The organism is Varibaculum sp. GTC20041, assembly GCF_055387755.1.
This window is the reverse complement of the sequence record NZ_AP041144.1, coordinates 1,750,081-1,769,994: the sequence shown is the minus strand read 5'-3', so window position 1 is coordinate 1,769,994 and position 19,914 is coordinate 1,750,081. Positions and strand designations below refer to the sequence as shown.

At 52.8% G+C, this 19,914-nt stretch carries 21 protein-coding genes; 2 read left to right on the top strand and 19 right to left on the bottom strand.

What is annotated here, in order from left to right; all coding sequences use genetic code 11:
* Positions 1-172 precede the first annotated feature (172 nt).
* The 10 genes from ACZ5BI_RS07645 to ACZ5BI_RS07600 all read right to left on the bottom strand — a co-directional run bounded on the left by ACZ5BI_RS07645 (position 173) and on the right by ACZ5BI_RS07600 (position 12,205).
* On the bottom strand, positions 173-1,726 hold the full coding sequence (locus tag ACZ5BI_RS07645) for a recombinase family protein (protein WP_464896081.1): 1,554 nt from the start codon (positions 1,724-1,726) through the stop codon (positions 173-175).
* Entirely contained in the window at positions 1,726-2,976 is a 1,251-nt protein-coding gene (locus ACZ5BI_RS07640) for a recombinase family protein (protein WP_464896080.1), read from the bottom strand. The genes ACZ5BI_RS07645 and ACZ5BI_RS07640 overlap by 1 nt, the downstream gene beginning before the upstream one ends.
* Before the next feature lie 40 nt (positions 2,977-3,016).
* Positions 3,017-3,202 (bottom strand): SHOCT domain-containing protein, encoded by a 186-nt coding sequence (locus ACZ5BI_RS07635; RefSeq protein WP_464896793.1) that lies wholly within the window; start codon positions 3,200-3,202, stop codon positions 3,017-3,019.
* 11 nt (positions 3,203-3,213) lie between these two features.
* Positions 3,214-3,612: a hypothetical protein gene (locus ACZ5BI_RS07630; RefSeq protein ID WP_464896079.1), complete on the bottom strand. Its 399-nt coding sequence runs from the start codon at positions 3,610-3,612 to the stop codon at positions 3,214-3,216.
* Between the two features lie 211 nt (positions 3,613-3,823).
* Entirely contained in the window at positions 3,824-4,690 is an 867-nt protein-coding gene (locus tag ACZ5BI_RS07625; RefSeq protein WP_464896078.1) for an N-acetylmuramoyl-L-alanine amidase, read from the bottom strand.
* A gap of 173 nt (positions 4,691-4,863) precedes the next feature.
* Positions 4,864-5,418, bottom strand: a complete 555-nt coding sequence (locus ACZ5BI_RS07620; RefSeq protein ID WP_464896077.1) for a phage holin family protein — start codon at positions 5,416-5,418, stop codon at positions 4,864-4,866.
* A 274-nt stretch (positions 5,419-5,692) separates the two neighbouring features.
* Positions 5,693-6,130 (bottom strand): DUF1617 family protein, encoded by a 438-nt coding sequence (locus ACZ5BI_RS07615; RefSeq protein ID WP_464896076.1) that lies wholly within the window; start codon positions 6,128-6,130, stop codon positions 5,693-5,695.
* Between the two features lie 31 nt (positions 6,131-6,161).
* Positions 6,162-8,822 carry a phage tail spike protein gene (locus ACZ5BI_RS07610; RefSeq protein ID WP_464896075.1) on the bottom strand — a complete coding sequence of 887 codons (2,661 nt, stop codon included), beginning with the start codon at positions 8,820-8,822 and terminating at the stop codon, positions 6,162-6,164.
* Positions 8,823-8,835: 13 nt separating this feature from the next.
* Positions 8,836-9,474 carry a hypothetical protein gene (locus ACZ5BI_RS07605; protein WP_464896074.1) on the bottom strand — a complete coding sequence of 213 codons (639 nt, stop codon included), beginning with the start codon at positions 9,472-9,474 and terminating at the stop codon, positions 8,836-8,838.
* Between the two features lie 52 nt (positions 9,475-9,526).
* Positions 9,527-12,205, bottom strand: a complete 2,679-nt coding sequence (locus ACZ5BI_RS07600; RefSeq protein ID WP_464896073.1) for a phage tail protein — start codon at positions 12,203-12,205, stop codon at positions 9,527-9,529.
* A 59-nt stretch (positions 12,206-12,264) separates the two neighbouring features.
* Between ACZ5BI_RS07600 and ACZ5BI_RS07595 the strand changes: the two genes are divergently transcribed.
* On the top strand, positions 12,265-12,996 hold the full coding sequence (locus ACZ5BI_RS07595; protein WP_464896072.1) for a hypothetical protein: 732 nt from the start codon (positions 12,265-12,267) through the stop codon (positions 12,994-12,996).
* 298 nt (positions 12,997-13,294) lie between these two features.
* On the opposite strand, the gene ACZ5BI_RS07590 is transcribed toward ACZ5BI_RS07595, so the two are convergent.
* Both ACZ5BI_RS07590 and ACZ5BI_RS07585 read right to left on the bottom strand, forming a co-directional pair.
* Positions 13,295-13,723, bottom strand: coding sequence for a polysaccharide deacetylase family protein (locus ACZ5BI_RS07590; protein WP_464896071.1), 429 nt, complete (start codon positions 13,721-13,723; stop codon positions 13,295-13,297).
* Positions 13,724-13,738: 15 nt separating this feature from the next.
* Positions 13,739-14,347 carry a major tail protein gene (locus ACZ5BI_RS07585; RefSeq protein ID WP_464896070.1) on the bottom strand — a complete coding sequence of 203 codons (609 nt, stop codon included), beginning with the start codon at positions 14,345-14,347 and terminating at the stop codon, positions 13,739-13,741.
* Between the two features lie 73 nt (positions 14,348-14,420).
* Between ACZ5BI_RS07585 and ACZ5BI_RS07580 the strand changes: the two genes are divergently transcribed.
* Complete coding sequence (locus ACZ5BI_RS07580) at positions 14,421-14,933, top strand: VanZ family protein (RefSeq protein WP_464896069.1); 513 nt, start codon at positions 14,421-14,423, stop codon at positions 14,931-14,933.
* Here the strand turns inward: ACZ5BI_RS07580 and ACZ5BI_RS07575 are convergent.
* The 7 genes from ACZ5BI_RS07575 to ACZ5BI_RS07545 form a co-directional block, all read right to left on the bottom strand.
* Positions 14,930-15,274 carry a hypothetical protein gene (locus ACZ5BI_RS07575; RefSeq protein WP_464896068.1) on the bottom strand — a complete coding sequence of 115 codons (345 nt, stop codon included), beginning with the start codon at positions 15,272-15,274 and terminating at the stop codon, positions 14,930-14,932. The two genes, ACZ5BI_RS07580 and ACZ5BI_RS07575, sit on opposite strands and share 4 nt — an antisense overlap.
* A complete protein-coding gene (locus tag ACZ5BI_RS07570) occupies positions 15,271-15,708 on the bottom strand; it encodes an HK97-gp10 family putative phage morphogenesis protein (RefSeq protein WP_464896067.1) in 438 nt (145 codons plus the stop codon). The genes ACZ5BI_RS07575 and ACZ5BI_RS07570 overlap by 4 nt, the downstream gene beginning before the upstream one ends.
* Entirely contained in the window at positions 15,708-16,040 is a 333-nt protein-coding gene (locus ACZ5BI_RS07565; RefSeq protein WP_464896066.1) for a phage head completion protein, read from the bottom strand. The genes ACZ5BI_RS07570 and ACZ5BI_RS07565 overlap by 1 nt, the downstream gene beginning before the upstream one ends.
* A gap of 14 nt (positions 16,041-16,054) precedes the next feature.
* Positions 16,055-16,372, bottom strand: a complete 318-nt coding sequence (locus ACZ5BI_RS07560; RefSeq protein WP_464896065.1) for a head-tail connector protein — start codon at positions 16,370-16,372, stop codon at positions 16,055-16,057.
* Between the two features lie 29 nt (positions 16,373-16,401).
* Positions 16,402-17,619, bottom strand: a complete 1,218-nt coding sequence (locus tag ACZ5BI_RS07555) for a phage major capsid protein (protein WP_464896064.1) — start codon at positions 17,617-17,619, stop codon at positions 16,402-16,404.
* 22 nt (positions 17,620-17,641) lie between these two features.
* The gene (locus tag ACZ5BI_RS07550; RefSeq protein WP_464896063.1) at positions 17,642-18,517 is read right to left on the bottom strand and encodes a head maturation protease, ClpP-related; all 876 of its coding nucleotides are present in this window, start codon (positions 18,515-18,517) and stop codon (positions 17,642-17,644) included.
* Between the two features lie 122 nt (positions 18,518-18,639).
* Positions 18,640-19,911, bottom strand: a complete 1,272-nt coding sequence (locus ACZ5BI_RS07545; RefSeq protein ID WP_464896062.1) for a phage portal protein — start codon at positions 19,909-19,911, stop codon at positions 18,640-18,642.
* Between the last annotated feature and the right edge of the window lie 3 nt (positions 19,912-19,914).

Below are 19,914 nucleotides of genomic sequence, written 5' to 3'. Positions count from 1 at the left end.
GCTGGTGTTGATACAATTTCGCGCCAGCAGGTTTTGTTTTGCCTTTTTGCTCCAAAAATCGCTTGTTTGCTCCAAAATAGGGGTTACGCGAAATTGTTGTGTTGAGCTGGGTAAATAGAAAGCCAGCAATCGAAATGATCGGTGCTGGCTTTCTATTTGGGGAGCTTTCTGGCTATTGCGCTTGTGTGCTGGTTCCGTCTTTCCAGATCACGGTTGCTTTGCCACTTGGTGCTATCTCGATGCGTTGGCACAGGGTGTGGAAGGTGGCGGGGTTAAAGTTGCCTGCTTTCTCTAGCGATGTGAGGGTGCGTCGGTAGTGGTTGAGTGTGGCTTTGATGCCTGTGCGCCGTTCAATCTCTGCCGTGGTTGCTTCGTAGGCGTTGATGGCTTCACGCTGGCGTTGTTCCAGCTTCTTGAAGCGTTGATGGTAGTCATCTTGATTTTGGGATTGATGCGCATTCGTGTTGATAGCTTGCTCGATCAGTTTTGTGGCGATCTCTACTTCAGTAGCTTGCTCAGCAGCTTTGGTTTCTAGCTCGCTGGTGTCGGTGAGTACAGCGGTGAGGAGTCTCCAGTCGATGAGGCCGCGTTGCTCGATGAGCGGGGCGAGCGCGCTCTGGAACATGGCTTGGAGTTGTTCATCGCGCAGGATCGGCATTTTGCCTGGGTGGGGTGTGGAGAATTTGTGGTTGCATTGCCAGATGACGGCGCGATACTTGCTTGTGGAGTGCCACGTTTTGCTGCCATAGGCTGCGCCGCAGTGAGCACAGTAAACCTTGCCTGTGAACACTCGCTCGCGCCGACCGTTACCTCGAGCCGCGAATTCCGCTTGGGTGAGTTCCCACGTTTCAGGGTCGATGATGGCTGGGTGGGAGTCGGTCACGTAATACTGGGGCACTTCGCCGTGATTGGGTTTGATCTCTTTGGTGAGGAAATCTACGGTGAAGGATTTTTGCAGCAGAGCATCGCCTTTGTATTTTTCGTTGGTGAGGATGGATTGGATGGTGGTGTGGCTCCAGTTGTGTTTACGTCGTGGGGTGAGTATTCCGTCCGCGTCTAATGAGGCTGCGATTTGGGGGATGCTCATGCCTTCGAGGTAGTGGCGGTAGATGTGGCGCACAGTTTCGGCTTGCTCGGGGTTAATAACCGGGCTACCGTCTGGGCCGCGGTCGTAGCCGAGGAAGTTCTTGAATGGCATATTTACTTTCCCGTCGGCAAAGCGTTTGCGCTGACCCCAGGTGACGTTTTCGCTAATGGAGCGGGATTCTTCTTGGGCGAGGCTTGACATGATGGTGATCAATAGTTCGCCTTTGGAGTCGAGTGTCCAGATGTTTTCTTTCTCGAAAAATACCTCCACGCCTTTGTCTTTCAACTTCCTCACGGTTGTCAAGGAGTCGACGGTGTTGCGAGCAAACCGGGAGACACTTTTGGTGACGATCAGGTCGATACGGCCAGCTAAGGCGTCGGCGATCATGCGGTTGAATCCGTCACGGTGTTTTGTGCTTGTGCCAGAGATTCCTTCATCGGTATAGATGTCGACGTATTGCCAGTCGTCGTGGTTGTTGATGTAGTGCTCGTAATAATCCACTTGCGCCTCATAGGAGTTCGCTTGGTCAGTATCATCGGTGGAGACGCGAGCATAACCAGCGACGCGGCGAAGCGAGGGCAAAGCCGTGGATGAGGTGTGTATCTTTTTGGTGGCAGGGATAGTGGTAATCCGTGGCATCAGGCAGTCATCTCCTCACCGGTGCGGTAGTCAATCGTGGCAGTGTTTCCGTTGCTGAGGTGGATGGTGAGGAGCCAGTTCGGGCTGGCCTCAATCCGTTCGATACGATTAACCATCTGCTGGTCGTCCCAAGCATGAAGCCCAAGCAGGCGTTTGATGGTGGCGTGCAGGTGTTCTTCTCGTAGTTGATGAGCATGGCAGGGGTTGCCTTTGCCTTTCGTGGCGGTTTCGCACCACCAGTATTTATAGGTCGAGTGTGCCAAGCGGCGGGTACGCCTATGATAGTTCCTGCCACAGATAGTGCAGGTGATGCGGTGTGTAAGAGCGCTACTCCCACCGGTTGGGGTCAAGCTACGTCCGCCCGTAGCACGCCGCCTAGCTAGTTCTGCCTGGACAGCATCAAACACTTCTCGCGTGATGATGGCTGGGTGGGAGTCTTCCACAATGTATTTCGTGAGCTCGCCACGATTCAGAGTCGGTGTGTTATCTCCGGCGTGAGCACTGAAGTATTGTTGCAAGATTGCGGTACCGATATAGGTGGGGTTTTCCAGCCAATCGCGGGTCACCGAGGCACGGAACTTGCCGCCACCACGTGAACGCAATCCCTCTTGGTTCATGTGTTTGCAGGTTTTCTCTGGGCTGATCCCTTCAAGAAACTCGCTGAATACACGCCGCACAATAACGGCTTCTTCTTCAACGATGTCGAGCTGGCCGTGGTGGTAGTGGTATCCGTAGGGTTGGCGCGAATGCAACAGTCCATCCTTGTACTTTTTTCTGATTCCCCACTTCGCATTAGCCGAGATAGATTCGGATTCGGCTTGCGCGAACGAGGCTAGTAAAGTGAGGAGGACTTCGCCCTCAGCGTTGGCGGTGTCGATGTTTTCACGTTCAAAACGCACGCTCACCCCAGCAGCCTTCAATGCTCGCACTGTGTTTAGTAGATCGAGAGTGTTGCGGGCAAACCTGCTAATTGATTTGGTGAGAATAATGTCGATGCTCCCTGCGAGTGCTTGCTCGATCATCTGGTTGAACTCGCCGCGCCCCGAGATAGACGTACCTGTCGTTGCGTAGTCGCTGTAGACCCCGGCATATTCCCAGCCTGGCGTTGAGCTGATCAGCTTGTTGTAGTAAGAAACCTGGGCAGAAAACGAGTGAGTGAGCCGCTTAGATTCGCGTGATACCCGCACATACGCCGCCACCCGCGTCAGTCGTAGCTGGGCGGGTTTGGGTGGTAGTGTGCAGATTTCCATGCTCGTCTCCTTGTATCACGTTCGGTGTGAACCTTTGCTTCTATACATCACTCTGAACGCCTGTTTTATCCAGTCGCTGCGGTAGTAAAAGCCCCATAATCAGGGGCTGGTAAGAGCTGATGAGAGTCTCTCGTATCCGCTGATAATCAGCCTGAGAGATGGCACCGGCTACGCGGAGTTTTTCGGCAAGTGCAAGGGTGACCCTGCAGACTGCCTCATGTTTCATCTGAACCGCTTTCATACCGTGCCCCTGTGGGTCACGTAGCAGGCATGGGAGCAATACTTGCGTTTCTTGTTTCCGTAGGCAGTGAATGTGGTTGCGCAACCAGCGCAGGTAAAGCTATAGATAGCAGTGCGCCTTTTCGCCTCAGGGTGTGCTTTCCACCAGGCACGCCGATGCTCGCTACAACAGAATCGCTGCTTTTTGCCGTCAGTGCGTCGATATAGACGAGCCCCACACCACGGGCACCAACCGAGCACATCATCAGGAACACGGGTGGTGCTTGCTGGTAGGGCATTAATAAAACGAAGAACCGATGTTGGTGGCAAACCCAGGATCTGGCTAATGCGCCGATATGGTACGTGGTCAGCGTGCACCTGCTGGATTGCGTGCTGTTCTCTGGCATCAAAACCCATAGCGTGCTCCTAACTCGATGAACCTGCTGTCGCTTTAAGCCACCCCAGAAGCCCAATCCGGACGGTCCATTTTTGTGATGGCGCCATACGCCCGTGAAGAAGAAGCGAACCGGACGGGTAGAAACGAAAAAGAGCCGCCCCAGCAAGACGGTGACGTCTCGCCAGGGCGGCTCTTATTCAGCGTGGTTATTCAGTTGTTGCCTTCGGCTTGTTAGCCAAGGATTTGGTTGACGCGGTTTTGTACTTGTTGGTAGTTGTAGCCAGCATTGATGAGGCGGTTGTAGCGTTCTTTCCCGTTACCCCAATCCCCACGAATCACCTCACGAGCGAGGGTCTCTATGCTCTTGCCTGCGGGTTTGGCTTTAAGGCCGAGGATTTCGTTGACGCGGGCTTGCACGGCGTCGTAGTCGAACCCGGCCGCGGTGAGCCGCTGATGGCGGTCATTCCCGTTACCCCACGAACCATTGATGACTTCACGTGCGAGCGTGTCGACGCTCTTGCCACCAGTGGTGGTTGGCTTCGGCGCAGGCGCAGGCTTCGAGGCAGGTGCTGGCGTAGCGGATACTTTGCTGGAGGCCATTTGGTCGTACCAGTAGCTGGCTCTGGCCATGTAGGTTGCGTGTTGGGATCCGGCTATGGAGGCGGGGCATTCGGTTGCGGAAAAGTCGCGGTGTCCGAATACGTTTTTGCCCCAGGTGGGTCGGCCGAGCTTGTAGTAGTGACACAACGCGGCGAGAAGGTGTGCCCCGTTTTCTAGGCAGGCATCGGAGATACGGTAGGGGTGGGTGGATGCGTCTGCGTGTTCGATTCCAATGGAGGTGGTGTTGGCTACCCAATTTCCCGCGTGCCAGGCAGTGTCCCGGTCCCAGACGAGTTGGCCGATGCGGCCACTGGTTTCTACTTGGTAGTGCGCGGAGGCGGGTCGGGTTTGCCATACGTTCCAGCATCCTTGTATGGAAAGGTTTCCATCGTTGTGGTGCAGGATTATTTTGTTGATGGATCGGCCTTGTCTGCCTTTGGTGAAGTGTTTGTTCATCAGCAGGTTCAGGTCAGCTTCTAGAGTGTTCCAGTTCTTCATTTTGGGTTCTCCGTTTCTTTTTTGGTTGGTTTAGCTGGTGGCCAGGATAAAAAGTGCGATCAGGTAGATAAGGGGGGTAAGTATCCATGAAAGGAATATGGCGAAAAGGAGCCAGATCCCGGCGGTAAGTAGCGTTAAGACTGCTAGGAGTGCCAGGAATTTAAGGAATGTTTTCATGGTTTTTCTATTTCGTTAGGGAGGGCGTGTTGGGGCAGATATTTGCCTGGATTAATCTGGCCTGCCTGAGGGGTTGGCGGGGAGTATTTATCTGGATTGCTCGCCTTAGCGGGCGGGGTTGAGCCGGTTTTTAAGGCGGGCTGGTTTTGACCGGTTTGCTTGATTGTGTCTAATGCTTGTTGTAGTCCGCCCGGGATCGGCAGACCTAACAGTGCAGCGTTTTCCAGGACGGAGATGCCCTCGTTGGATAGGTAGAAGAAGATGGTGGCGGTGCGTAGCACTCCGGGGGTGCCAAGAATATGCACATCCAATAAGTGGGCTAGTCCGATGAGGGCGAAGATTAGGATTTTGCGGGCGATACCGCGAAACCCAACCGAGGAGCTGAGTCGGTGAGCGTTGATTGCGGCTAGTATTCCGGTGGCGTAGTCGATGATGGTGAAGGCTACGATGGCGTAGAGCAGGGAATCGGTTCCACCGAGGAAGGCTCCTAGCCAAGCACCTATAGCGGTCATGGCGCCTTGGAATAGCATCCAAATGGTTTTGATAGACAAAATTCTTGCTGTCCTTTCAAAATAGTTAACGGGTTAGGGAAAGCGTGGGGGATTGCGGATATAGGAAATGCCTGCACAAGGCAGGCATTGAAACTTCAAACAAGGCGGTGCTATTCGGTTTGTATATGTGGGCGCTTTAGGGCTTGCAGCGTGAGGCGGGTGATATCCATAGTGTTTTTTCTGGGTGCCACCAATACGGGATTGTCTGTGTTTTTTGTTTTTCCTGGCGGGGCTGGTTTTGGGTCAGAGGGGATCGGGATTATCGCTTGCTCAATCATGAGGTTTCTCCTTTGCTTATGGCTTGTTCTACTGCTTCGCTTAACGCACAGAATGCTTCTGCTTGTTGCCCGGCGAGCTCGCCGTCGTAGGTTTCTATGAGGCTTTTTACTTCTTGGAGATGGTTTTGATAGGTCGGCCCAGATACTTCGGCCAGGGAATCGAATAGGCTTTGACGAGCGGTGAAGAATTCTTGGGCTTTTTCTGGGCATGCCAGGGTGAATGTTCCCCCAGCATCGATGCGGGGTTTGCCGTTTTCGTTTAGGGAGGCGTATTGGGTTACCAGTTCGTATTCGTCATCGCTAAAACGCTTGGTGGCCTGTCTTACTAGGTCTAGCAGTTTGGTTCTAGCTCTAGAAGGGCCAGGTTTAAGACTCATGGCAGCTAATAGTTCTGTTAGTCCGGTTAGGTGCTTGTTAGCTATCCAAATTTTCATGACGTATTCCTTTCTTTGTATACAGCCTGGTTTAGGCAGTGTTGGTAGACATTGGTTGATACCCGGTGTTATGGAAGTAGGTCCAGGAGATGGTGCCATCGGCTTTGGAGGTTATGGTGCTGATCCATCCCTGGTTAAGCAGCCCGATGAGCCCGTTTACCCGGCTCATAAGGTCTGAGAGCCGGTCGAAAAGTCGGGTCATGTTATAGAACGTGCCGTTGGTGACGATCATGACGTCATAGGTGTGGAATACTACTTTGGCTAGCTTTGTCGGCCCGACCCATCCTGGATGCGTGCCCCTATCGGTTAGTACACAATCTTCCAAGGTGACCGATCTGTTTTCGGTGGTATAGAACTTGTAACCATTCGTGCGCAGATCAGCCCCAAGGTGGATGCCAGCCGAATCATAAAACCTTCCCTTTGGGTCTAGGGTCAAACACGTGAAATAGTCCCCGTTTGGAGCGTCCTGGTAGGTCCAGGCAACATAGTCACCCTCGTTAGCTAGCGACGTGGAGATACCCTCTATTTCCTCATGATCCTTTTTATGGCCCCTGCCTAACTGTCCGATATATCGATTCCCGTACCAAAACTGCATCCCGGTACTAGCGATTTTCCCTTCCAGTTCCGAACCGTTATACCAAGAAATCTGGGTCGGGTTGATGCGAATATTACTTGTCCACCCGGCAAGACCAACCTGGATAGCGTTAGCGGAAAGCTTATCTGCCGTAATGGATGCCGCTCCGATCCGGTTGGCATCAAGCAGACCAGTGGTGATCTTGCTGGCATCTATGTAAGCAATCTTCGCCGAGGTGATAGCAGCGTCGCGGATCATGACTGTTTGGATGTATCCGTTAGCAATCGTGAGCTTATCGCTAGTGATGCTCCCGGCGGCAATCCGCGCGGACGCTAGGGTACCGGTGGTTATTTTATCTGCGGACAGCTCACCGATTTTAGCGTTAGTGATAGCCGCATCGGCAATCATTGCGGTACCGATTACGGCATCATCTATTGAGGTTTGCCCACTGATGTGTACTTTTGCTGCATCAATCAGCACGGTTTCATTCGACAGATTGATTTGGGTAATAATCTCGGCTCTTTTAACTCTCAGGTTCACGTTGTCTGAAACCATCGTCAAGGAGGAGTTAATGTTGTTGGTTTCATCTGCTACCTGCACTTTGAACGCTTCTAGAGCGTTTTGAGTATTGGTTGCATCCTGGAGAGCTTTTTCGGCCCGCGCTTTTGCAGTCGCTGTATCGGTACTGGTTTTTACTAGCTCGCCTTGGGTTTGTTTAAGGCTTGCTTGGACTTGCTCAACGCTAGCGTTTGCTTGCGCGATCTGGGTTTTAGCTGCTTGCAGGTTTGCCGCCAGTTCGGCCGCGTTCAAATCGGTAGCAAGACTGACCCACGTAGGCTGGCCAGTATCAGTAACGCGGTAGATCCAGATTCCTACTTGCTCACCATTTTCTTTAAACCACACATCCCCAAGCCGCGCTAATACCGGTTGGGTGGTGCCATAGTGGTTGGTGTTTTTCCCGTCCGCGCTAGCTAGCGCAATACTTGCTGCCTGCTGGGCTTGGATAGCCTCGCTGCGGGCAGCGGTGATGGTGTGGGTGATGTCAGTGAATTTTCCTGCAGTACTGCCAAGTTCGATGTTGATGTATTCACCTGCGAGTGGGTCGAAGTCATAAGCAACAACCCTGGCGGTGAGTGCCACGTTGAGGTCATCGTGGCGGACGGTTACTGTGTCGCCTAGGGTCACGGTTTCTAGGTCGCAAAAACCCTCATATTCTTTCGTCGAAGCCAGATCCACAAACGAGATCTTGTAAGCGCAATGCGGTTGATCGACATGACAACTAGAGAACTCAGCTTTCGCTAGTTCACGCAGTCTCGCGTGAGCTTGCTCTAGGGGAAGTTCGTCCTCACGTGGCTTGCCTGGGTCTTTGATGGCTTTGACTTGCCCATAGCGGATGACCTTGATACGCGGCGCAACATAATCACCTATGCGCGGAGAATCCACGTACAGTTCAGGTAGGAGCAGACCGTCGTAACCAACCGGCAAAATCCGGGTAACTATCGTGGTGTAGTCCAGGCTCGATTCGTATCCGGACAGGTTCTTACGATCCCTAATAACCACGCCACGATTAGCACCTATGCGGGGCGCGTGGTGGATATGCCAGTTATCGAAAGTAAGCTCCCCGCCCCAACGCGAAATAAAACTGTTGTCGCTGTCACCTAACAGAGCCGCGCTGAGTGGGGTTCTAACTATGCGTGCAGAGGATCGACGCGAGTTATCTGAACTAGAAGCGCTAAAACCGTGCGGGCTATTGGCTGCCCCTAGCAGCTGATCTAAGGCTGCTTTAGCGGTTTTGTTTACCACATAGGTGTCAGCGATAAGGTTTGCAGAAAGGTCATAAAACACGTGATGGGCAACTACTTCGAGTATCCCGTCAAGGCTGGTGGTGACCTCGCTGATACGAAATCCTTGCCGGAGGTTTATTCCTGGAACCGGGGCGGCCACGATGTTTTCTATTACCAACAGGTTCGCTGCTGGCCCATCAAAGGGGTAGGAAAATGTTAGGGAAAACTTGCCGTTTAGTTCCTGACTTACCATCGGGTCGATAACGTGGCGATCTAGCACCGCTAACCCACTGGCAGTAAAATCCCTAGCGCTACGATCATGAATCGTAATCATGGGTTATTCCTTTCTACAAGGTACGCCAGTTACCTTTAACTTCGATTCTTGAAATACCGGTGCCCAGCTCAATGTGGTTAGCACCAGGAGAAAGTTGCGGGAAGGGCCCTGAAATCCCATCGGTTTGGGTTTTACCTGCAACGTGGGCTGTAAGCCGGGGACTATCGATAGTTAATTGCCCGCTAGGAGCAGAAACCATCAAGACGGTATTGTTTATTTTTAGTTCCAAATCCCCGGTACCAAAAACAGTTATTACCGGATCGGAAGCTAAAAGACCAGGATTACTAATCGTGCCCGAACCGCTCAAAGTTAGCTGTTTAAGCCCGGTTTCCAGGTAGGTAAACGGCTGGCAACAAAGCTCGGCTTCAAACAATACCCAAGTGGACAGCGAGCCTAGCGCTGGTGATATTTTGACGTGTTTAAGATACCTGAACATGCCAGGCTCACCGCTAAACCCAATCGTGTGGGCCCCAGTCAGCGCGTAGGCGGCTTTGCGGAATGCTTCCAGCCCGCCACGCACCGCTAGTTTCAAAGTTATTTCGCCATCTTGCCACCCTTTAAAGCGGGTAAGAGTACCGGCCCGCCCTGACACCTCAATATCATCCACGCCCATGGCGGCAGTAGGGATTTCTACAGGTGCGCAAAAACGCATACCCAGGCTTTTAGAGCTAACCTTATGGTCGAGAACAAACCCGTACATTGATTTACACCCCCGCAGCTAAAAGATTGGCTCGCCGAGATAGCCGTGATAGTTGCTGATCAATTTTGGGTGCGAGTTTGCCGACCAGCGTCCCATCACTTAAAACAACCTTGATATCCAAACCCTTAAGAATCCGGGCAGCTGTAGCATCTGCTACCCCTTGAACATCAACGCTGCCAGGTTCAGTTTCCTTTTCAGTATGCGATATTTGGCCGGCTAGGGCAGGGGTCAGATCGGTGTTTGGCAAAGACAAATCCTTACTGACCTTGATAGGTACGTTAACCCCGTTAGTTAACTCGCCCATAGCATCCATGGTGTCTTTTGCCATGTTCGCTGCCGCATCTACAGCCTTATGGCCGCGCGTGGTTATTGCTCCGGCTAGACCAGCAACTAGCATGTCGCCAACCCACGCCATTTGCTTAGAAGGAGAATGGATACCGAAAAACCCGAGAATCCCATTCCAGATTGAAGACACCCAGTTAGCGACCCGGTTCCACAACCAGCCCGCTAGTGACTGAATACCCTGCCATAACCCAGAAACCAGGGATGCTCCAGCTGAGATCATCTGTCCGACCCCGCCCATCACTGCTCTAACAATGCCGTAAATAATCCTCGGGATAGCTGAAACTATAGTGCCGATAATGGTCGGTAAAGCCCGAATGAGGCTGGTTAATAGTTGGATGCCAGCTTGTACAAGAAGAGGGATAGCCCCACCAATAGCAGACAATATGGCGCAGATGATTTGAGGTAAAGCCGCCACAATCGCGTTAATAATAGTTGGTAACGCCCCTATAAGAGCCGTCAATAGTTGCACGCCCGCGTTAATCAACTGGGGGATTGCCTGGATGATCGCGCCAAGGATAGCGGTAATAATCAACGGTAAAGCCCCGGTGATAACGGTAATAATTTCAGGCAAGGCACCAACCAGCGCGGTTAACAGCTCGATACCAGCTTCGATAATCTGGGGGACGGCTCCGATTACGAAAGAAATAATCGCACCAATCAACTCCGGCAAAGCCTCAACAAGCACCGGGATAGCCGCAATCAAACCCTGGGCAAGACCAATAATTAACTGCAGGGCTGCATCCAAAATAAGGGGCAAATTATCGATGAGCCCCTGGATCATGGTCATCAGCATTTCTACCGCCGCCGGGATCAGCTCCGGCAACGCCTCACCAATACCCGAAACGAGTGTGGCGATGATCTGCACCGCCGCTTCAAGAAGCGAAGGTAGCGCCTCAATAATTGCTTCCACCAATGCCACAATCAACGTCACGGCAGTTTCCGCCAAGGAAGGCAGAACAGCGATAATGCCCTCCAACAAAGAGGTGAGGATACTCATCCCGGTATCCACCACTTGCGGGAGCTGGCTAGAAATAAACTCCAGAGCCTCTTGCAAGATTTCTCCGAGGGTGTCGATAAAGGCCGGTGCGCCCCCGGTCTCGAACGCGCCGGTGAGTTCATCGACCCAACCATTAACCATCGGCATCACCGTGCCAGCCAAAGCCGTGGTCAAACCTCCAGCAAGTAGGCCTTTAAGGTTATCGACCCCGTCTTTTAGCGTAGCGAGTTGGCCAGAGAAGGTTTTGGATTGGGCATCCATCGCCCCATAAAACCGGCCACCCTCACTTGTGGCACTAGCAAACGCATCCGCAACCATATCCGCACTGATCGCGCCCTTAGCCATTTCTTCTTTAAGCTCACCAATACTTTTACCGGTCTTACGGGAAATCTCCTCTAAAGGGTTGAACCCCGCGTTAATCATCTGGTTCAAATCCTGACCAGTCAGCTTGCCAGTAGAGCTCATTTGCGCAAACGCCAACGTGAGGGATTCGAACTTTCCAGCATCCCCCTGGCTGATATCACCTAACTGTTTGAGGCGTACCTGGGATTCTTCAGCGCTCATGCCGAACCCCATCAACGTTTGGGTGGCCTTGGCTAGATCCTCCATCCCAAACGGAGTACGAGCCGCTTCCAACTTGAGGTTATTAACCAGTTTCTGAGCCTTGGCTTGATCACCCAGCATCGTGGTAAACGAGGTGGTGTATTGCTCCATCCGGGCGTTATAGTCCAAGCCATCCTTCATCGCTGAGCCGAAGCCTTTAGCGATACCCGCGATGGCGTGCCCGATAGCTTTCACCCCACCAACAACAGCTTCCGCTGCCAGGCTGGCTTTAAGCACGTCACCAAAAATGCGGGTCTTCGAACTGGTACCGTCCATCTGAGAGCCCAGCTCGTCTACAGCATTTTCTAGGTGTCCGGTGTCCTTAGCTGCAGTTTTCGCATCATCACCCGCACCGTCAGCCTCATCGGCAAACTTGGAAAGAGCAGAATTATTCTCTTTAAGCTCGCCCTCAAGACCATTCAAAGTCGCCTGGGCGTTATTGAGCTGAATCTGCCAATTCTTCGTACGAGAATCGTTGTCACCAAACGAAGCCGCAGCATTATCCAACGCAGCCTTGAGAGTTTCGACTTTGGAGCGCTGCGCCTCAATCTCCTTGGCCAGCACCTGATTTTTGGCCGTCAAAGACGAAACCGAGACCTCGTTCTTATCAAAGGCTGACGCAGCCAGCTTCATCTCAGATCCCAAAACCCGCATTTCACGATTAATATCCGTGATCGCGCGCTTAAACTCCCGCTCACCCTCCAGGCCAATCTTCAAACCAAAAGAGCTATCAGCCATGTGTGGTGTCCTTTTGCATAGGTTGGCCAAGGGGTGGTCGGTTGTGGGAAAATGAGTTGGTGAGTACTGATTGGCGCGGGCAAGTGGTTGATGCGTTGTCTGATGCCCGAATGGCGCCTTATCTTGAGCGGTGTGCGGGTAACCAGAAGAGGGCGCTTCAGCTTTATCAATGGCACGGCGAACTCACCGCTAGTGTTCAGGCCGTGCTCGGTAACACTGAAGTAATACTGCGCAACGCCATCGACGCGCGGCTACAAACCTGGAATACAGCCAACCTTCCAGGAGCCACGAGTTGGCTGCTCGACGAGCCAGCCGCTCCGCTAAGAAGCCTTAGCGCGGCCAAACGTAAAGATGCACTGCGGCGGGCAAACAAGCAAGCGACCGCCAGACCTGCAGACCACCGCCGCTACAATCAGCCAGTCAGTCATGATGACGTGTTAGCGCAAATCATGTTCGGCATGTGGCGTGACCTGTTGCCCAATCATCTGCCCGATGCCAACCCTGAAACCAGGGAAAACCATAATCGGATGCGCCTATGGGACGAGGCTCTGCGCAACGCTTTCCCAAATGCCGAAGACCCTGACGGACAACTAACCTTTTGGAGAGTCGCGCACCTGCATCGCTTGCGTAACCGGGTCTCACACGTAGAACCGCTACTGGACATGGATGTTCGCGCGCATATTCAAGAGGCGTTTGATCTCGTCACTTCTATCAACCCGACAGTTGCCCAATGGCTCACCGGCACCTCGCAGGTCAGCGCAGTACTTAGACGAAAACCCGCCACTGCATAATGAAAGAAGAGCCTAGCGGCGCCTACGTCCACCAGACTCTCCTAAGACATGATGGGAGACCTTGTTCCCACCTTCTTCATCACCCAGCCTACCACAAGCAACCCTTAAATACCCTCTGGGACCACATCATCAATAAACCACTGGCGTTTCGCTTCAGCCCGGCCGGTCTCAATCAGCCAACAATCCACCAAGTCCAGTAGCTGTCCGAACACCATCAGTTCGATCTCTGCTTGGGTCAGTCCCAGGTGGGCGAGCCCGATATAGGTCAGGCGGGTAAAGATTGCCTCTTCACTATCTATTAGGTGTCCTTTTTCTTGGTTTGCCCTTTTGGGTTGGGTGTCTCGGTCATGATTGCTCGCCGGGTGCCGCGCTGTAATGCCTGGGCGATAGCCTCTCGATAGTCAGCTAAATCTGCAGGCACAGTTAGTAACTCGACCGCTTCTTCGGTCAGCTCTGGGCGCTTATCGTCTGGATGGGTGAGGTTGTGTATTTGTACGGACTGGTTAGCGAGCAGGGCGATGAGCCAGATTACCTCACCGAGTGACTTATCCATATCTTCGCTAGTTTCCAGTGCTTGACCTAAATGTTCTAGCCCTCCGTAACGTTGAGCTATCAGGCGGGTAGCGCGGGTAGTGAGGACGAGCTCGTATTCTTGACCTGCGATAGTGATTGTCGCGCTTTTTAAAGAGGGGCTATCGGCCGGGCTGGTTTGGGTTTTCGCTGTCATGGCTTACCTGTATTTCTAGTTGTTTGTCGGTTTAATGCTGGTTGTAGCGGCAGGCTCATACACCTGGGTGTACCAGCTGGAGATTGTCTCAGTTTTCACGCCTGTTGCTCCTTCGGTGACTTCGGCTTTCCACGGGTGCTTGCCGGTAGCGTCTGGTTTGTTACGCCGCAGGATCGTTCCCTCAATACTCGGGGTAGAGAACGTGATCGAATCAGCTTTGGTCGCCAGCGTGGTTCCCGGCAGAGCAAATTTGACGCGGTAAAGCCAAAAATACTGGTACTTCCCGTTAGAGCGTGCAGCTCTAAAACCGATAGCCACGGGTGCGCCACCATCCTCATAAGTGCTGATAAGTACCCCGTTCGCGTCCAGTCTCGCACCAGTTAAGGCAGCTGCAGCCTCTGCCCCGAGATCATCAACCCCAAGAGTAAGCGTTCCAGATTTGAATTCCTTGACAATCTCGGATGCCCCGTCATCGGCATACAAAATCGCCTCAGCCACCTCCACAGACAATTCTGCAGATATCGCTTTAGCGAGCGGTTTAGGAACGGCATAGGTTTCCTCACCGCTGGTGGGATCTTCGCTAATGCTCGCGTAGTAGAGCTTGTCTAGACCAATAGTGGCCATGAGTATTTCTCCTTTTGGGTAGTGATTTTCGTGACATGGGTCTTTAGATGTCATCGAGAGATAGAATTGGGGCATGAGAGAGAAAACGCGATGCTTGACCTATGCGGTGTTCGGGATTTATCTGCTCTTGTTGTTGTGGATGGTGCTGTTCAAATTCGCCACCAGCGTTGACGACATGCTGGGCATGTGGCATGTGCGCTACTTAAATCTGATCCCATTTGCAGATTCTGCGAATCTTTACGGGTCGATCTTCTTTGATGAGATCGTGGTCAACTTCCTTGTTTTCATCCCGTTTGGCTTGTACATGATGATGTTGTTGAAACGGCGCTCATGGTTAATTCAATTGCTCCCACCGTTTTTAGCAAGCGTGGCATTCGAGGTCGTTCAGTACGTTTTCGCTATTGGGGTCAGCGATATCACCGATGTCATAATGAACACTGCTGGAGCCGCTACTGGCTTAGCAGTTTTTGCTCTGCTAGCCAGATTCTGGCCTGAAAAGAGCGAAAAAGTCATTAACGTCATCGGGTTAGTCCTGGAGATCTTGTTCATCGGATTTTTGACTTTCCTGCTCATTGCAAACTCTTAAGGACAGGCTCTAAAACTCGAAACATCGATTGAATAGTGGTGGTAGCCGGTATCGTCCTCGTATCCGATATAGCGCCTGCCTGTGATAACCAGGCGAGCGCTGATTAGAGTTTTCGTGATCTGGTCTTTTAGTGCCAGGTAGTTGGTTTTTGTGAACAGGCTGATTCGGGCTTGTTCTATTTCGATACCGGGGGTGTTGTCGGCGAAGATGTCGAAAGAATCTGTTAACGGGGTGAAGACTAGATACGTGTCTGGGGCTGGGGAATCGGTGTAGCAGCTGACTGCATAGGCGAGCCCAAGTTGTTTAGCGATGTGGCTTAGGTTTTCTAAAAGTCCGCTCATGGTTTCACCTGCTGGATTCGCGCGGCTAGGGTTTGTTTCATTGCGGTGATTGCGGCTCGCCTGGTTTGTGAACGCGTGGGGGCTAGGAAGGGTCTAGCGGGCTGGTTGGAGCGTCCGTGTTCGAGGACGTTAGCGATTAGTGCGTTAGCTCTACCATCGTCTCGGTTCTCGGCGAAACCGACTTTGACGTTGTAGTCTCCGCGGCTATTGACTTTTACTGGCGCGGTTCCTAGCGCTTTGGCGAGCTGACCGGTAGAGCGGGAGGGCTGTTTCGTTGAGCTGTCGATTGCTGCAGAAAGGTTAGAGCGCATACGCGGCTCCACTATGTTAGCCCCGGCTTTAAGCACTTGCTCAGCGGAGTTATCAAGGATGTTGCTGGCTGAGTCGAGTGCGTCAATGAAATCGTTGGGAAGCTTGATTTGTACTCTAGCCATCAGGGTGCTCCTTCTGCTTCGGTGCGGTGAGCTAAAATCTCGATATAGCGGCCGAGGTATTCGACAGCATCAATAACGTACCTGCCATGTGCGGAGCTGATTTGCATCGCCTCGGTTATTTTTATGCCGGGTATTGCTCGGATCCTAAATAACAGGTCTGCTTTGGTGTAGGCGGCGCGGTTGACCCAAGCCGGTGAAGCGTGCCGCACCTGCATATATGCGCGCACCGAAGCAATAACCTCATCACCAGTCGTGGCGAACCCGGCAGCGTCCTTAACCACTACAGGTTGTATTAGGTCGATGTGCTCGCTCATTTTTCCTAGCGTTGCCATGGAGGTGTCTTTCTTTAGATTTTCCAGTCCCGATCTAGGCGTAGCAGGGTGTTTACTGCGTTCCACACGGCGCGGGCAGCATCGGTTTTGTCTGCCCAAAACCCGGCGGTTGCTCCATCTCTGGACTCATAGAAATGGGTGGCGAGCATAATAATGCCTTGCCGGGTTGCCTCCGACATCGGCTGTTTGTCGTAGTAGCCCTCGGGCAGATGTTGGTAAGCGGTTGCATAGGAGATGGCAGCCAAAACAAACGAGGCAATCAAAGAATCATCCTCGCTATGGTTGACCAGCAGATTCTGCTTGACTAAGGCCATGAGTTCGTCTGTTTTCATGGCTGCCACCTCCTAACTATTTTTATGGTTTACCCCGCGGTCTTTTGGGTAAGAACCTTGATCGCTTCGGGTAAGACGAGCTTGCCGTCTAGGCGTTGGGAGGCGAGGAACCCGATCTGCCCGGTGGTTGCAAATAGCTCGTTTAGGCGTTTGAAGGAGCGGCCTTGCCGGTCAGCAATCCAATAAAAACCGAGGTCACCGAACGCTACTGTGCGCGCCCCTGCTTTAAGCTCAGGGACAAAAACACTGGTGTAGACGGGTCGGCCAAGGATCATGTCGGGAGTGCCGGCAGTTATCGCTGGCTGCCACAGGTACTGCCCGTTACCGTCTTTGAGCTTGCGTACGGTTTTGACGGTTGCATCGTTCATCAGCCACACCGCGCGCGCCCGGTAGGGGGCACGCAAACTATAGTGCAGATCGATGAGCTCGTCAGCGCTAATATCTGTGGGCTTTGCAGTGGTGACGCCAGCCTCGGCGCCACCCGTGGCGTTGAAGATGCCGGTGGGTTTACCCTGCCCGTCGCCTACAAGGAATGCTTCTTCTTCGGCCGCACCGATACGGCGAGCAAACTCACTAGCCAGGTACTGCTCAACATTGAACGCGGCATCATTGAGCAACTCCTCAGAAATCTTGAGGAACGTGCCCAGCTTGAACGCCGACAGAGAGATTTGGGTGAAGGCTTCATCGGACTCGCTATATGGTTTACCCTCATCCAGCCAGGTCGCGGTGCCATGGGTAGACACGACAGGGATTTTACGATCCCCGCTAGTGGTCTGAATAACCTTGGCGAGGCTTCGCATGATGTTTTGGTCAGCTAAAGACTGCACTAGGGTGCGTTCGAACTCGTCAGGTACTAGGTATCCGCCCTCAGAATCCACCCCCTCGCTTAGCGCATTCCTTACTTCCATGGGGGAGGTGTTAAGCCGCATCGCATCCCAAAACGCCCGCTTATAGGAAGCGGTAGCACGGGCAGGCTTGACCTTACTGTCTTCGCCCATGGCGCTTCCAGGAGCGGAAGTGATGGGATTACAGGTCGCCTTGGCAAGAGTGTTTTCTAGGCGTTCGGCTCGCTCACATCGAGCAATCTCGCCGCTAAGTGCCTCAATCTCGGCCTCCATTTTGGCGTAGGCCGCGTCATCTTCGGCGTTTAGACAGCCAGTCTCGCTATCGCGCCGCTCATCTAGAAACTTCTTAGCCTTATTCCAGGTTTGGGCACGCCGGGTATACAAATCAGTAACAGTAGTCATAATGGAATATTTCCTCTCTTAGTTAATGGGGTTGGTTGGTTAAATGGGCGTATAAATCAACAACCCGCCGACCACAAGCGCCAGCGGGCTTTACACAAGGATGCTCACTTACAGGAGGCGGCGGCCCGGGAGGGGCAGCACTTTTGCCGTGCATAGCTAGTTGGGCAACAAGTTTTTGCTCTGAAACCTTTCTGGAAAACACCACGCCGCGCTCATTTTTCGCTCGCCCCGGTACTTTCTTGCTCACCGATTCTTCATCCTGGCCATCACCAGGATCATCACCCTTATCGGGATTTGTCTTGGTGGGTTCGTCGTCTTTGTCTGGAGTAGAGCCCTGTTTACTGGTGAGGATTTCATTTGCGAACCCCAAGTCGATAGCAGCTGTTGCGTCCATCCACGTCTCAGCGTCCATGAGCTTGGAAAGCTTCGCCCGGGACAAGCCAGTTTTTAGCTGGTAGGCGTTGATAATCGAGTCTTTGACCGATTCGAGCATGTCGAGGGCACGCGACAGCTCGGTTTTATCACCCATAGCAAGCGTGGCGGGATTATGAATCATGAGCATCGAAACCGGGCTCATAGCCACCGTGGACGCCGCCATAGCAATCACAGATGCCGCCGATGCCGCGATCCCATCAATATTCACCGTGACTTTACCGGGATAATCCAGCAGCATGTTATAGATACGAGCAGCTGCCACTACGTCACCGCCAGGCGAATTCAACCAGATAGTGACCGGCCCAGACCCCGCGCTTAACTCCGAGGCAAAAACCGCTGGAGTTATGTCATCATCTAGCCATGATTCCTCAGCGATAACCCCGCTAATACGCAAAACCCTTTCACCCCCATCACTATTCGGGCCACTTGCCTGTGGGGTTAACCAGTTCCAAAAACGCTTCACATTCTCCTCCTCAATACTTGGTTCTCTCTAGGTTCTTCAGGCACTTCATCACCCGGATCGCCTTCTTCGGCTTGTTGAGAGCCGGCATGTTCGTTCGGCTTCGCCTCTCTACAGCAGCTTCCTTAGCCTCGGGTATCAAAGCCCGGGCTTTGCACCGCTCGGCCTGCGTCGCTGTAAGCCCCAGCCATAGGAAGCGGAAGCATATTCCCGTTTACCAGGTACAGATCCCCGCCATCGGCCGCCTCGATCCGGTCAAGGTTTTCTAACTCGCGGATATCGTTGGCGCTCATCCACCCGTTTTGGCGAGCTACCGCGTATCCCTCCATGCGTGACTGGTAGTCCCCGCGCAGCAGACCTTCAACGTTGAACTTCACAAACAGCTCGGTCTTTTCCCTCGGGGTGAGCAAGGTTCTACTGATGGCTTGTTCCCAGCGGATCACCCACGGATCCAACGTGTACTTCACAAACTCTAAAGACTGTTGTTCAATATTGGAAAACGAGGATTTTTCGAGGTCACCGATCATATGGGGCGGGATACGAAAGATGCGAGCGATTTCGCCCACCTGAAACTTCCGTGTTTCTAAAAACTGTGCCTGCTCCGGGCTTACCGAGATCGGCGTGTATTTCATTCCCTCCTCAAGCACCGCAACTTTGTTACCGTTACGAGCGCCACCGAAGGTTTGTTGCCAGGATTCGCGCACCCGAGAAGGATCCTTGATCGTGCCTGGATGCTCTAACACCCCGCCAGGAGCCGCCCCGTTAGCAAAAAATGAAGCACCGTAATCTTCCGTGGCCTGCGCGAGCCCGATAGCATTTTTTGCCATCGCGATCGGGGAATAACCAACCAACCCATCAAAACCAAGACCTGGAACATGAAGCACATCGTTAGGGGTAAGACGAATGGTTTGGTATTGTCCTGCGGGTTCGTCCCAGCTGGTTTGGTATTCGTAATACAAAGCCTTGCTGTCCAGATCCCTGCCTACGCTCATCCGATTCGGTTGCAGCGGATACAGTCCAATGACTTCACCTAACCCGTTACGCACTACCTGAGCGAACGCATTCCCCCACAACAACAAATGCGTCATGAGCGTTTCTCTAAACACGAAGCTCGTCATCTCGGGGTTAGGTTCATCATGAAGAAGCCGGTATAAGGGGTGGTAGAGGGCTTTTTCCTTGCCGCCACCGTCCTTATAGCGGTAGACGTGCAGTGGGAGTCCGGCTATCGCCTCAGCCAAAATCCGCACACACGAATACACGGCAGTCATCTGCATCGCGCTACGTTCGGTCACCGGACGCCCAGCAGACGTCGGCCCAAACAAAAAGCTGTAGCTAGTGGACAGCTGGTGATTCTCCACTGGTTTCACCCTGCCGCGTAGCCAGTTTCTAAGACCCATGGT